At 49.2% G+C, this 13,485-nt stretch carries 14 protein-coding genes; 13 read left to right on the top strand and 1 reads right to left on the bottom strand.

The genetic code is table 11. The annotated features are described in order from the left end of the window. The first annotated feature begins 49 nt into the window (after positions 1–49). The 13 genes from ACK5LI_RS11505 (at position 50) to ACK5LI_RS11445 (ending at position 11,755) form a co-directional block, all read left to right on the top strand. The gene (locus ACK5LI_RS11505) at positions 50–1,144 is read left to right on the top strand and encodes a class II glutamine amidotransferase (protein ID WP_416949414.1); all 1,095 of its coding nucleotides are present in this window, start codon (positions 50–52) and stop codon (positions 1,142–1,144) included. A gap of 5 nt (positions 1,145–1,149) precedes the next feature. Next, on the top strand, positions 1,150–1,905 hold the full coding sequence (locus ACK5LI_RS11500; protein WP_416949412.1) for a hypothetical protein: 756 nt from the start codon (positions 1,150–1,152) through the stop codon (positions 1,903–1,905). A gap of 101 nt (positions 1,906–2,006) precedes the next feature. Then, on the top strand, positions 2,007–2,363 hold the full coding sequence (gene yajC, locus ACK5LI_RS11495) for a preprotein translocase subunit YajC (protein WP_416949410.1): 357 nt from the start codon (positions 2,007–2,009) through the stop codon (positions 2,361–2,363). A 165-nt stretch (positions 2,364–2,528) separates the two neighbouring features. Next, a complete protein-coding gene (gene secD, locus ACK5LI_RS11490; RefSeq protein ID WP_416949408.1) occupies positions 2,529–4,121 on the top strand; it encodes a protein translocase subunit SecD in 1,593 nt (530 codons plus the stop codon). A gap of 12 nt (positions 4,122–4,133) precedes the next feature. Next, entirely contained in the window at positions 4,134–5,204 is a 1,071-nt protein-coding gene (secF, locus tag ACK5LI_RS11485) for a protein translocase subunit SecF (RefSeq protein ID WP_416949406.1), read from the top strand. Positions 5,205–5,367: 163 nt separating this feature from the next. Further along, a complete protein-coding gene (locus ACK5LI_RS11480) occupies positions 5,368–5,679 on the top strand; it encodes a c-type cytochrome (RefSeq protein WP_416949403.1) in 312 nt (103 codons plus the stop codon). Positions 5,680–5,705: 26 nt separating this feature from the next. Next, complete coding sequence (locus ACK5LI_RS11475; RefSeq protein ID WP_416949401.1) at positions 5,706–6,641, top strand: SCO family protein; 936 nt, start codon at positions 5,706–5,708, stop codon at positions 6,639–6,641. A 38-nt stretch (positions 6,642–6,679) separates the two neighbouring features. Next, positions 6,680–8,311 (top strand): cytochrome c oxidase subunit I, encoded by a 1,632-nt coding sequence (ctaD, locus tag ACK5LI_RS11470; protein WP_416949399.1) that lies wholly within the window; start codon positions 6,680–6,682, stop codon positions 8,309–8,311. Next, positions 8,304–8,903: a cytochrome c oxidase subunit 3 family protein gene (locus tag ACK5LI_RS11465; RefSeq protein WP_416949397.1), complete on the top strand. Its 600-nt coding sequence runs from the start codon at positions 8,304–8,306 to the stop codon at positions 8,901–8,903. Before ctaD ends, ACK5LI_RS11465 begins: the two co-directional genes overlap by 8 nt. An 8-nt stretch (positions 8,904–8,911) precedes the next feature. Beyond that, positions 8,912–9,199 carry a cytochrome C oxidase subunit IV family protein gene (locus ACK5LI_RS11460; protein WP_416949395.1) on the top strand — a complete coding sequence of 96 codons (288 nt, stop codon included), beginning with the start codon at positions 8,912–8,914 and terminating at the stop codon, positions 9,197–9,199. Positions 9,200–9,205: 6 nt separating this feature from the next. Next, entirely contained in the window at positions 9,206–10,447 is a 1,242-nt protein-coding gene (coxB, locus tag ACK5LI_RS11455) for a cytochrome c oxidase subunit II (protein ID WP_416949393.1), read from the top strand. Position 10,448: 1 nt separating this feature from the next. Then, the gene (locus ACK5LI_RS11450) at positions 10,449–11,297 is read left to right on the top strand and encodes a protoheme IX farnesyltransferase (RefSeq protein WP_416949390.1); all 849 of its coding nucleotides are present in this window, start codon (positions 10,449–10,451) and stop codon (positions 11,295–11,297) included. A gap of 29 nt (positions 11,298–11,326) precedes the next feature. Continuing rightward, a complete protein-coding gene (locus tag ACK5LI_RS11445) occupies positions 11,327–11,755 on the top strand; it encodes a DUF4079 domain-containing protein (RefSeq protein ID WP_416949388.1) in 429 nt (142 codons plus the stop codon). A gap of 111 nt (positions 11,756–11,866) precedes the next feature. Here ACK5LI_RS11445 and nadB read toward each other — a convergent pair whose 3' ends face one another. Further along, positions 11,867–13,471, bottom strand: coding sequence for an L-aspartate oxidase (gene nadB / locus ACK5LI_RS11440; RefSeq protein WP_416949386.1), 1,605 nt, complete (start codon positions 13,469–13,471; stop codon positions 11,867–11,869). Positions 13,472–13,485: the final 14 nt, after the last annotated feature.

Raw genomic sequence — 13,485 nt, 5'->3', positions numbered from 1 at the left:
TGCACTCAATATCAGCACCCAAAAGCTCCGGCAAAGGGGAGAATATATAATGAAAGCTCCGGATAATTTCTGGCAATTTGACAAGGACATCTCTGGCTGCGGAGTCTTTGGCGTTATCGATAAAAAGAAGCAGCTTATCTCCGGCACAATGCCCATTAATGCCATGTGCACCATGCATGACCGTGGCAACGGGCTTGGTGGCGGATTTGCAGCTTACGGCATATACCCGCATCACGCAGATAAGTACGCTTTTCATGTAATGTGCGATGACCAGAATGGTCTGGACGGAGCAGAGCGCATCATCAAAGAATTTTTTGATATCGCAGAATCTCAGCCAATCCCCACCCGCAAGACTCTGGCAATAAAGAACCCGCCTATTGTCTGGCGCTTTTTTGTAACGCCTAAAGACGTACGCCCGCGTTGGGAACACCTTGATGAAGCGGACTATGTTGTCAGTGTTGTCATGCATATCAATAAAACCGTTGGCGGGGCCTTTGTGTTTTCCTCCGGTAAAAACATGGGAGCCTTCAAAGGGGTTGGTTTTCCCGAGGATATAGCTGATTTTTTCCGGCTGGACGAATACAGCGCCTACATCTGGACAGGTCATAACCGCTTTCCTACCAACACTCCCGGCTGGTGGGGCGGAGCGCATCCGTTCACCATTCTGGATTGGGCCATCGTGCATAACGGCGAAATTTCCTCATATGGAATTAACAAGCGCTATCTGTGCCAGCATGACTATGAGTGTACCCTGATGACCGACACCGAGGTTGTGGCATACCTGCTTGACCTGCTCATTAGAAAGCATGGTTTGAGCAAGCGCATGGCCAGCCGTGTTTTTGCCCCGCCGTTCTGGGATGAAATCGACAGAATGCCTGAAGAAGAACGCAAAGCCTGTGAAGCCCTGCGCATGGTTTACGGCTCTGCCATGCTTAACGGACCGTTTGCAATTCTTGTTACCGACGGCAAAAGCATGATGGGCCTGAACGATCGTGTAAAACTTCGTCCTCTTATCGTGGCGGAAAAAGATGACATGGTGTTTATGTCCAGTGAAGAAAGCTCGATTCGCGAAGTGTGCCCCCAGCTTGACAGAGTCTGGGCACCTAAAGCCGGCGAGCCTGTAATCGTAGAGGTGGAGGCCTGATTACCATGAGCAAAAAAGTAACCTTAGACGCTTCAGGCGTTTACTATAAACAGCTTAACGAGCAGATCCACGAGGCGCTGGAACAAGGCGCGGATACTATCGAAGTGTGCAATGTTCGTGGACAGCGATATCTTGGCAGTGCCATCGACGGACCGGTGACTTTTATATTGCACGGTGTGCCCGGGCAGGATCTGGGCGCGTTTATGCGCGGTCCCCGCATTCAGGTGGAAGGTAACGTGCAGGACGGCGTAGGCAACACCATGGACGACGGAACAATAGTGGTCAACGGCATGGCCGGAGATGTTCTTGGGTATGCCATGCGGGGAGGGCGAATCCTTGTCCGCTCTGACGTTGGCTACCGAGTAGGCATTCATATGAAAGCATATATGGACAAATCTCCCGTCATTGTTGCAGGTGGTAAAGCTGGTGACTTTCTAGGTGAATACATGGCCGGAGGAGCTATCATTCTGCTGGGTATGGAAACATCAAAGCCTGACGCGCCCATTACAGGCAGAAGCCTTGGAACCGGCATGCATGGCGGCGTGATTTACATACGCGGTACTGTTCCGGAGTATCAGCTTGGCCCCGGCTTGCAGTTTGAACCGCTTACAGATGACGACATGGCCTTTATACGCAAGCACGTTGATGCGTTTGCAAAAGAGTTCGGTAAAGACGCAGATGAAATCATGAACGCTGAATTTTCAAAGGTTAAACCATTCTCACACCGGCCCTACGGCAATATGTATGTGGGTACCAACTAGTCCAGAAAAGCGTTGAAACTTTCTGTTCAAGCAGGTAGGTAGATTGCGTTTTCCCGCATCTGCGGGCCGTAACGATAGAAACCTGACTGGAAGGAGGATATATGTTCTCGACTAGTGTTGCGTATGCCTTGGGTACCGGTGCAGAAGCCGGTGCACAGGGTGGAAACCCGATCATGAGCTTTGTGCCCCTGATCCTGATGTTCGCTATTTTCTACTTCATGCTCATTCGTCCTCAGCAGAAGAAGGCTAAAGAACATCGCGAAATGCTGGGCAACCTGAAAAAGGGTGACCGTGTTGTCACCGGTGGTGGCTTGCACGGACGCATCGTCGAAGTAAGCGATGACGTGCTGTCTGTCGATCTGGGCCAGACTGTGGTCAAAGTGAGCCGCGGATTTGTTTCCGCTGTGGTTGACTCCAAGGCCAAGAAGGAAGAGCCCCAGAAGGACGCAAAGAAATAGCGACACTCCGGTGTCTATCAAGCAAGCATACAGAAAAGACCGCATTGGCGGTCTTTTCTGCCTGTATGTTTGCTTTTTTGTTGTTCAAACGCCTGATGCCCTGCACCAGACGCCAGACACATCAATTACTGGTGTGATTTCAGAATACTGAATAGAGGAGTTGCAATGAAAGAGGGTCTGCGATGGAGAATCGCGCTCACACTCGTTGTGGCAGTTTTGGGCTTAGCTTATACACTGCCTAGCATTCCTGCTGTCAAATCCTCTCCGCTGCAGAAGATTCTGCCCGATACCAAAGTCAACCTTGGCCTTGATCTCATGGGCGGCATCCATCTGACTCTCGGAGTGGATGTAGACAAAGCGCTCGAGAATGCGCTGTCCCAGACAGGACAGGATTTACGTGAACTTGCGCAAGATGAAGGCATCTTTCTTATGCGCCCCAGAGTGGTTGCAGGAGAAAGACTGGAATTTATTCTGCTGAAAGATCAGCAGAAAACCGAGCTGGAAGACCTGCTCAAAAAGCAGTTCACCAATCTGGCGGTTGCTCCACCTCAAGTGCTGAACGATGGCCGTGTGAAATACACTCTTTCGTTCAAGCAGGACTACAAAAAGTATGTTTCTGACCTCGCGCTTGATCAGGCAGTAAAAACCATTCGTAACCGAATTGACCAGTTTGGTGTATCTGAGCCCGACATCCGCAAGCAGCAGGATAACCGCATTCAGGTTCAGCTGCCCGGTCTTAAAGACCCGGAAAGAGCCATCCAGATCATCGGCAAAACCGCACACCTCGAGTTTAAGCTGGTTCGAGACGATGTAGACCCTGCAAACGCAGCAAAAGGCATTGTCCCCCCCGGCACCGAAGTGCGTGAGATGCAGCAGAGAAGCGGCGAAGGCGCACCGGCCACTATTGTTGTCAACCGCGAATCTGTGATGACCGGTGAGAACATTGTCAACGCACATGCCAGCTTTGACCAGTTCAATCAGCCATATGTTGTGATGGACTTTAACGAGCGCGGCGCACGTATTTTTGAAAACGTCACAGGTGAATATAAAGGACAGAGACTTGCCATCGTTCTTGACGGCAAAGTGTATTCCGCACCTGTGATTCAGGACAAAATCCGTGGCGGACGTGCAAGCATCACCGGCAGATTCTCCGATGCCGAAGCGCATGACCTTGCACTGGTACTCCGGGCCGGCGCACTTCCTGCACCTGTAAACATCCTTGAAGAACGTTCTGTCGGTCCTTCTCTGGGGCAGCAGTCCATTGATCAGGGCGTGATGGCAGCTCTTGCCGGTGGCGCACTGGTTGTCGTCTTCATGATTGTTTATTACGGCTTTGCCGGTATTGTCGCCAATATTGCTCTTGGTTTTACGTTGCTTCTTATTCTGGCAGGGCTCTCCGGTTTCGGAGCAACTCTTACTCTGCCGGGTATTGCAGGCATCATTCTTACTCTGGGTATGGCTGTTGACGCCAACGTTCTTATTTTTGAACGAATCCGCGAAGAGTTGCGAAACGGGCTGACGCCGCGGGCAGCTATTCAGGAAGGCTATAGCAGAGCCACGCTTACCATTGTTGATGCCAACGTAACCACCATCATTGCTGCTGTGATTTTGTACCAGTTCGGTACCGGTCCTATTCGCGGCTTTGCCGTTACGCTGAGCCTCGGTATTCTGGCCTCCATGTTCACCGCGATTTTTGTTTCGCGCGTCCTCATGGATCTCTGGAGCATTAAGCGGCAGGGCCAGAAGCTCAGCATTTAAGGAGAGGAATTCATGGGATTGTCCATAATCAAGCCCGATATCAATATTGATTTTGTCGGCCTGCGTAAAATATCTCTGTGCCTTTCCGGTCTGGTTCTTCTTGTTGGGATTTGCTCGCTTATCTTCAAGGGTGGCCCCAGCTACGGAATCGACTTTGCCGGTGGCGTAGTGGTTCAGGTTCAGTTTGACCGTGAAGTAAGCCCCGCAGACCTGAAAGAAAGTCTTGAAGGTCTGGAGCTGCCCGGTCTGTCAGTTCAGCGCTTTGGCGACGATGCTGACAACGAATACCTTGTCCGGGTTTCTCAGGCAGGGGAGAACCCTGAAGAGCTGCGCGGCGATATTGCAGAAGCCTTCGGTGCCAAGTTGACCGGAGCAAAGTTTGAAATCAAACGCCTTGAAATGGTCGGCCCGAAAGTCGGGGCTGATTTACGATCAAAAGCGGTCGAAGCTTTGTACTTTGCGGTTCTTTTGATTGCTATTTACATTTCGGGCCGTTTTGAACAGCGATGGTTTACCGCAGGCCTTATGGCAGCTGCGCTGGCAACAGGCATGTACCTGCTTGGGCAGCTTGGCATAAGCAAGGCAGGCCTTGTGTTTGCAGCGTTGCTGCTTACGCTTGTTCTTTGCTGGAAACTTAAGCTTAACTTCGCATTAGGAGCACTTGTTGCTCTCATTCACGACGTGGCAATTACGGTTGGGTTGTTCTCCCTGCTAGATAAGGAGTTTGACCTGACCATTGTTGCAGCGCTGCTAACCATCATCGGTTATTCGCTGAACGACACCATCATCGTGTATGACCGAATCCGTGAATACAGACTGGCTCACCAGAATGAGCCGCTGGGTTCTGTGATCAACCTTGCAATCAACCAGACTTTGAGCCGTACCATCCTTACGTCCGGCACGACTTTGCTGGTAATCCTAACGTTGTACTTCCTCGGCGGCGGCGTTATCCATGACTTCGCGCTGGCGATGCTTATCGGCGTGGGTGTAGGTACATATTCTTCAATATTTGTAGCCAGCCCTATTCTGCTTATGCTCGGGGTGGATATTCCTGTTGAAGAAAAAGTAGCTGAAACGCCGTAAGCGGCACCAACAGCAAGCTTTAAGAGCGTCCTTCGGGACGCTCTTTTTTTTCAATAAAATAAAAGCAAGAATTCGTTGCATTTATTATTAATAATTTGCTAACATTTAAAGCAGTGCAACTATCTTGTTTTATGACCAATGCCTAACAATTGCGGAGGATATGATGAAAAAGATGATTACAGTACTGAGCCTTTGTCTGGCTCTTGGCACCGGTGCAGCCATTGCAACGGCAGCAGAGGACGGCGCTTCACTGTACCGTAAATGTACCGGATGCCACGGTGCTGACGGCAGCAAGCAGCCCATGGGAGTAGGGACCCCTGTTAAAGGGCAGAGCGCAGATGAGCTCTACAACAAGATGAAGGGATACACAGACGGCAGCTTCGGCGGTTCGAAAAAGGCTGTCATGGTCAACATCCTGAAGCGTCTTGATGATGCTCAGATTAAGACACTGGCTGACTATATCGCCACATTGTAACGCCTTCATACTTTCGGGAGGAACCTGTGAAATCTCCTGCCGCTCAGATGTTGCTGATAATTGCTCTGTTACTGTGTTCTGTCTTTGCATATGCGAATGAGGCCACTCAGCACCGCATGCACGAGATGGATGCGGCAATGTCTGCCGCTATGGATAACCAGCACGAAAGCAATCATACCGAGGCAGGCGGAGAGCATGTTCGTACAGCATCCGGCGTGGAGCTTCCGCCTGATGCTGTACATGTACACCCGGCTGCGGCCGAGCAGGAAAATGTAGCAGGCGTTGACGAAAAGCTCGGCAACTACATTCCCGAAGGACTGATCTTTAAGAATGAGCAGGGGGATGATGTTGATATACGTTCACTGATGGACGTTCCCACCATCATCGCCCCTGTTTATTACACCTGCCCGACTGTCTGTAATATCCTTATGAGTTCAATAGCCAGCGTCTTGCCGGGAGTGAGGTTGACCCCCGGAAAAGATTACAAAGTTCTCAGTGTCAGCTTTGATGAGCTTGACACCCCAGAGCTTGCTGAAAAGAAAAAGCATAATTACATGCAGGCGTTGGACAACAAATTCTCATCCGATTCATGGGTATTTTTAACTGGAACCAAACAGAATATCGACGCGTTCATGGACAGCATCGGCTTTCGCTTTCAACGAGTAGAAAAAGATTTTGTTCATCCTGTGGTATTAATTGCAGTTTCTCCGGAAGGAAAAATAGTGCGCTACCTTTACGGTAATGGCTTTCTTCCCTTCGATATCACCATGGCTGCAACAGAAGCAGCAGAAGGCAAAATCGGCCTGTCTGTCAAAAGGGTTCTTGCTTACTGCTTTTCCTACGACCCCGAAGGAAAACGATACGTTTTTGATTTTATGCGCATAGCAGGCGTAGTTGTTCTCTTCGGCATCGGAATCTTTGTTTTCATTCTCTTCCGAGGCGGTAAAAAGCGATCAGGTTAAACTTCAGGTAAACTGCTAACGTTCTACATGAGGTGGATATGGTGACAACTGAAGCTTCAGACTCTGCCAGAGGCTTCTGGGGCCCTCTGGATGGAACCAAAAACAACATCGGATCTTGGATTTTTTCCACCGACCATAAGCGCATAGGAATACTCTATTTCTATGGTATTATCGGCTTTTTTCTGGTCGGCCTGTTACTGGGTTTCCTTGTCAGGCTGGAGTTGATCGCGCCAGGCAGAACCATCATGGACGCACAGACGTACAACGCAGTGTTTACGTTGCACGGTGTTGTCATGATTTTCCTGGTCGTCATTCCCAGCATTCCTGCAGCATTCGGTAATATTTTTCTGCCTATTCAAATAGGTGCCGAAGATGTCTCCTTCCCAAAATTAAACAACTTTTCATGGTGGCTGTATGTTACCGGCGCTGTTCTTGCGCTCAGTTCGCTTTTTACAGGTGACGGTCCGCCTGATACCGGATGGACGTTTTACGTTCCGTTCAGCAATGTGACGACAACCAACGTCAATGTTGCAGTAGCTGCCGTGTTCATTCTCGGCTTTTCTTCCATTCTCACCGGACTTAACTTCATCACCACCATTCACCGCTTGCGTGCACCGGGAATGACATGGACCCGCCTGCCCCTTTTTGTATGGTCTCTGTACGCAACAGGCTGGATACAGGTACTGGCTACACCGATACTGGGCATTACCGTTCTGTTAATTTTTGTTGAGCGTGTAATGGGAGTGGGGCTGTTTGATCCTTCGAAGGGTGGAGACCCGCTTTTGTATCAGCACCTTTTCTGGATTTACTCACATCCCGCTGTATACATTATGATTCTGCCTGCAATGGGCGTTATTTCAGAGATTTTGCCGGTTTTCTGTCGCAAGAAAATTTTCGGGTATAAAATGATTGCCTTTTCCAGTCTTGCGATTGCATTTGCAGGCTCACTGGTGTGGGCGCACCATATGTTTACCAGCGGAATGAGCGACACGGCTGTTCTTGTTTTTTCGTTTCTGACCTTTGTGGTTGCCATTCCGTCTGCAATCAAGGTGTTTAACTGGGTTTCAACCATGTTCAAAGGAGCGATTCACTTAGAGCCGCCAATGTACTACGCCATGGCATTCATTTTTCTTTTTTCCATAGGCGGCCTTACAGGATTGGTGCTTGGTTCTGCCGGAACGGATATCCATGTACATGACACATACTTTGTAGTTGCCCATTTTCACTACGTAATTTTTGGAGGGTTGGGCTTTGGGCTTTTCGGGGCCATGCACTATTGGTTCCCGAAAGTATACGGCAGGATGTACAACAAAAAAATCGCTAACATTTCCTGCCTGATTACATTCATCGGCTTTAACGTTCTTTATTTCCCGCTGTTTATTATCGGTCTTCAAGGGATGCCCAGAAGGTATTACGACTACCTGCCCCAGTATACTACAGGACACTTCATCTCCACTGTCGGGTCATGGATTCTGGCGGCAGGGCTTCTTTTAATGTTGTGGAATCTCTTTAAGGGAGCAAAAAGCGGTGCACCAGCAGGTAGCAACCCGTGGGCTGCAGCCACACTGGAGTGGACAATTCCTTCGCCCCCGCCTCATCATAACTTTATAAAAGAACCGGTTGTCACCCACGGGCCATATGACTTTGAAGGGGTTAGTGCTGATGAGTAATGTCCATAACGACTATCTAGGTGCCAAAATCGGTATGTGGCTATTTTTATTCACAGAGGTTCTGTTGTTTGGCGGATTATTTCTACTGTACGCAGTATATCTTCACCAGCACCCGGCAGAATTCCATGCAGCCAGTAAAGAGCTGAATACCGTTCTGGGTACCTTTAATACAGTTGTACTGATTACCAGCAGCTTTTTCGTCGCCATTTCAATCAGTGCCTTGCAGCAGGGCAAGGTCGTTCTGTGCAAAAGAATGTTAATCCTTACAATAGGGTGTGCGCTCATATTTCTAGTCGTCAAATACTTTGAGTGGAGTGCCAAAATCTCGCATGGCATCTTTCCGGACAGCCCGGAATTATTGAAGCGACCTGCCGGAGAAATCGTCTACTTCGGACTGTATTACGTCATGACAGGATTACATGGCATTCATGTAATCATCGGGGGAGCAGTCCTGTTGTACGCCTATCGTCTTATTGGTCTGGGCAGGATGACTCCCGACAATTTTGTGTTTTTGGAAAACAGCGGACTGTATTGGCATCTGGTAGACCTTGTATGGATTTACCTTTTTCCGCTCTTCTACCTCATCGTTTAGGAGTAGCCATGAGCCAGAACAATCACAGCCATGCGGTAAGCTTCAGATTGAATACAATAATATGGATTGCTTTGCTTGTGTTGACAGGCATCACCGTTACAGCCTCACGCTTTGATTTCGGTTTTCTGAATGTCGTTGTGGCGTTGACAATAGCTACATGCAAAGCGGGGCTGGTAACGTTATTCTTTATGCACCTGAAATATGAGGGTACGCTGATACGGATAATGGTTTTTCTGGCATTTGCAGTTCTTGCAATAGCCATAGGGTTCACATTCTTTGATGTCGCGTACAGGTAGGTGTTTATGTTTCCGCAGTCACTAAATCCCGTACAGCAAGTTGATTTTGCCTTTTATATTATTTTCGGATTTTCAATCGTTGTGCTTATCTGCATCACGGCGTGCATGGTGTGGTTTGCTTGGCGCTATCACCATACACGGCACCCCAAACCGGCAGACTTTGACGGAAACATAACCGCAGAAGTATTATGGACGGTTATTCCTACGATCATCGTTATGGGAATGTTCTATTACGGATGGCAGGGCTTTAAAGCACTGCGGTCTGTTCCGGCAAATGCGCTGGAGGTAAAAGTCACCGCACGCATGTGGTCCTGGGCGTTCGAATATCCTAACGGGAAACGCTCCAACATCCTGTATGTTCCGGTTAATCAGGCTGTCCGTTTGAATATGACTTCCGCGGATGTACTGCACAGTTTTTATGTTCCGGCATTTCGCATAAAAATGGACACGGTTCCAGGCATGGAAACATACGCATGGTTTAAGGCGGAACGTAAAGGCGAGTACGACATCTTGTGTGCCGAATACTGCGGTCTGAAACATGCCAACATGCTTTCAACTGTTGCAGTGCTGCCAGAAAAAGACTTTGAGAACTGGCTCACCCGGCAGAGCAATTCCGGCGGAGCAGCAAAAGCACAAGCTCTTATGGAAACGCATGGTTGCACTTCCTGCCATTCTCTGGATGGCAGCGAAGGCTTGGGACCGACACTTAAAAACATATACGGTAAAAGCCGCAAAGTGATTCTGCCGGACGGCACCCTGAAAGAAGTAGTAGTTGACGAACCCTACCTGCGCCGTGCCTTGTTTGAACCGAACAGCGAAGTAGTTCAGGGGCATGATCCCATAATGCCGTCATATACTGATACGATGTCTAAAGACGAAGTGGACAGCGTTGTTAACTGGATGATGAATGGCAATCAGACTCCCGTTGAAGAAGGAAGAAGGCTTGTTCAGGAAGAGGGTTGCATTTCCTGTCACTCGACAGACGGTTCTGAAATTGTAGGTCCAAGTCTGAAAAATCTATACGGCTCCGAGCGGGTAATTCTGAAAGACGGCGTTGAAAAAAAACAAATCGCAGATGAAGCGTACCTCAGGGAAAGCATTGTCGATCCCTTGACGTTGCTGACGAAAGGATATGACCCGATAATGCCGCCGTATGAACTTGAAGAAAGCAGAATGACAGCATTGATTGAATACATGAAAAGCCTGTCGGATAAATCTGCTCCTGCACCGGAAAATAAGGAACAGTAGCGTGATTCGCGGCTATCTGCCTTTATTCAGAATAAAAGTAGCCTTTATGGTGGCAACCTCAACCGCATTCGGCTACCTGCTGCAGGCAGGCACTGTTGACTGGCGGCTGTGGGTATGCTCACTGGCTACGTTCACGCTTACTTGCTGTTGTTCCGTATTCAACCAGATACAGGAAAGAGAGCTTGATGCCAGAATGCCCAGAACATGCCAGCGTCCTGTGGCAAAAGGGCTTTTAACTCCCGCAGCCGCACTTATTCCGGGCATAGTTCTTTTACTGGCCTCTGCGGGGCTTCTGCACGCGAGCGGGGGAATAACGCTTCTAGGTATGGGGGCTTTTGTTATTATCACATACAATGGCCTTTATACGCCTTTAAAGCGCATCAGTTCCTTTTCTCTGCTTACAGGCGCTGTTCCCGGTGCACTACCACCTGCATTCGGCTGGGTTGCAGCCGGTGGGAGTGTATTTTCGCCACAGTTGGTTATAGTCACAATGGTCTATTACTTGTGGCAGGTTCCGCATTTCTGGTTACGGGCAGAAAAAGATCGTGCAGCCTATGCAGAACAGGGGTTACCGTTGCCTTCCATACAATTGGCAACACGCTTTTCTCCGCTTCTTAACCTCTGGTACTCATCATATCTTACTGCACTGTTGCTGATACCTCTTTTTCCATTCATGCATTCTGCGGTATTGCGCGTAGGTATTTGCTTTACCGTTATTGCAGCATTTATGGTTACAGGCATAATCCTGCGTTCTCCTGAGCGTGGATTTCATATTATTAATGCCAGCATGCTAAGTGTTATGTTATTGCTGGTAGCAGACAGGCTTATCGGTGGCAGTCTGATTTTTTAAGAATACGCGCGGAGTAAAGGAGGAGAGCCATGCTGATTATGTGGATACATCCCATCCTGCAACTGCTGGCCACAGTGGCAGGATGCTATGTGTTATATCTCGGCTTTCACCGGTTCATGATGCTGCATATGAACAGAAAAATGCCTTTCGACTGGAAAAAGCATGTTTACTGGGGAAAAATAGCTATCGGTATCTGGATGATAGGCCTTGCGCTGGGACTTTTCTTTGCATGGGTAGGCTGGGGAGTTATTCTGATCACGGACTGGCACTATCTTATCGCTTTCATGGTTATTCCCACCGGCATATGTGCTTTCGTTACCGGATATATACTTGATAAGTACAAAAAAAGACGAAAGCTGCTCCCGCTTCTTCATGGACTGAACAACCTGCTGCTTATGGTTCTTGTTTTTTTCCAGCTATACACAGGCATTCTGATTATCCGTGACTATTTACTATAGTCTTTGTCTTCTCACATCACCCTGAATGTCCAGCGTAGCTGAGAGGCTGCATACAAAAAAGAAGCGGACCACCGTCAGGTGGCCCGCTTTTCTGTCAGTAAGAACAATCTGCTAGTCTACACGATAGTGGCAGCCGACGCTCTGTTTGTTGCGTCTGGCAGCCATTGTGACCACATAGCCAGCCTGACAACCGTGGAACAGGTCGACAAGAGGCTTTGAAATGGGCGTACGTTTGTAAAAATCACTCACATGGCGCCACAGGTCACGCATTTCATCATGGGCTCTCTGAAGGCGGCTGGAGGTCCTTGTAATGCCCACATAGTTCCACATGGTGTTCCTGAGAGTTGTCCAGTCCTGCGCAATCAACGCCGGATCGTCATTTTTCTCATCTCCAAGCGGATTCCAGTCAGGGATAGACTCACGTAAACGCTTTTTAAGGGCAGAACGCCGGCTAAGCCGCTTCTTGATATCAAGAGCGGAATTACGGCCCCAGAGCAGTGCTTCCAACAGCGAAGTGCTCGCAAGACGGTTCGCACCATGCACACCGGTACAATTGCATTCACCAACGCTGTAAAGCCGCTCCAGAGTGGTCCGTCCGTTCAGGTCAGCCAACACGCCGCCGCAGAAGTAGTGGGCAGCGGGAACAACAGGAATAGGCTGGTTACGAATGTCGATTCCAAGCTTCAAGCAGCGCTGGAAAATTGTGGGGAAGCGTGTTTCAAGATTGTGCTCCACGTAATTGGCAGCATCAAGAAACACACAATCTGCACCGGTAGAAAGCATTTCTTCCACAATAGCCCGTGCAACAATATCACGCGGAGCAAGGTCTGCGCGGGGATCATAGCGCTGCATGAACGTCTCACCCTTGGCATTCACAAGCTTGGCACCTTCACCACGCATAGCCTCTGTAATCAGAAAGCGCCGTTCGGCCCTGTGGTAGAGAGCAGTGGGGTGGAACTGTACAAACTCTGCATTTTCGATACGGGCACCAGCTCTGTATGCCATAGCAAGGCCGGAACCAACGCATACCGGTGAATTTGTGGTATGCAGATAAATCTGTCCGATACCACCGGTTGCAAGAACAGTGTAATCGGCAAGAATGGTTTCTACGCACTTCAGCTTTTCATTAAAAACATACGCTCCGGCACATTGATTATTCAGCTGGTATTTAAACTCAAGGCTGCGACCATGGTGATGGCTTGTCAAAAGGTCAATGGCTGTACGGTTGGTCAGCACTTTAATATTCGGCGATGCCTGCACTTCCCGAATCAGGCCATCCATGATTGCCCGGCCAGTGTAGTCCGCGCAGTGCAAAATACGCTGGGCAGCATGGCCGCCTTCCATGGTCATATCCCATTCACAGTCTGCGCCGGACTTTCTGTCATCATGCTGTCTGGCAAAAGGAATATTCAATCGATCAACAAGTACACTCTGCACCGCGGGCGGACCTTGCACACTCACATGGCGTACAGCGCGGGAAGAATTGTAGTGGTGTCCTGCAATCAGAATGTCTTTTTCCAGCTGCTTAGGGTCACTGTCATGCGCTTTAAAAACAATACCACCCTGAGCCAGCGCAGTATTTCCCAAATCCAGAGAGTCCCCGCTGGTAATAAGAGTTACTTCCACGCCAAGGTCAGCGAGAGTCAATGCTACGGTTGCGCCAGCAATGCCGGAACCGATAACAAGTACGGGGGTAACCGGACGGAAATTGGACATCAGAAACTACTCCT

The organism is Oleidesulfovibrio sp., from assembly GCF_047973035.1.
In the GTDB taxonomy this organism is placed as follows: Bacteria; Desulfobacterota; Desulfovibrionia; order Desulfovibrionales; family Desulfovibrionaceae; genus Oleidesulfovibrio.
Note: the sequence above shows the minus strand (reverse complement) of the source record. Positions and strands in the feature narration are given on the sequence as shown.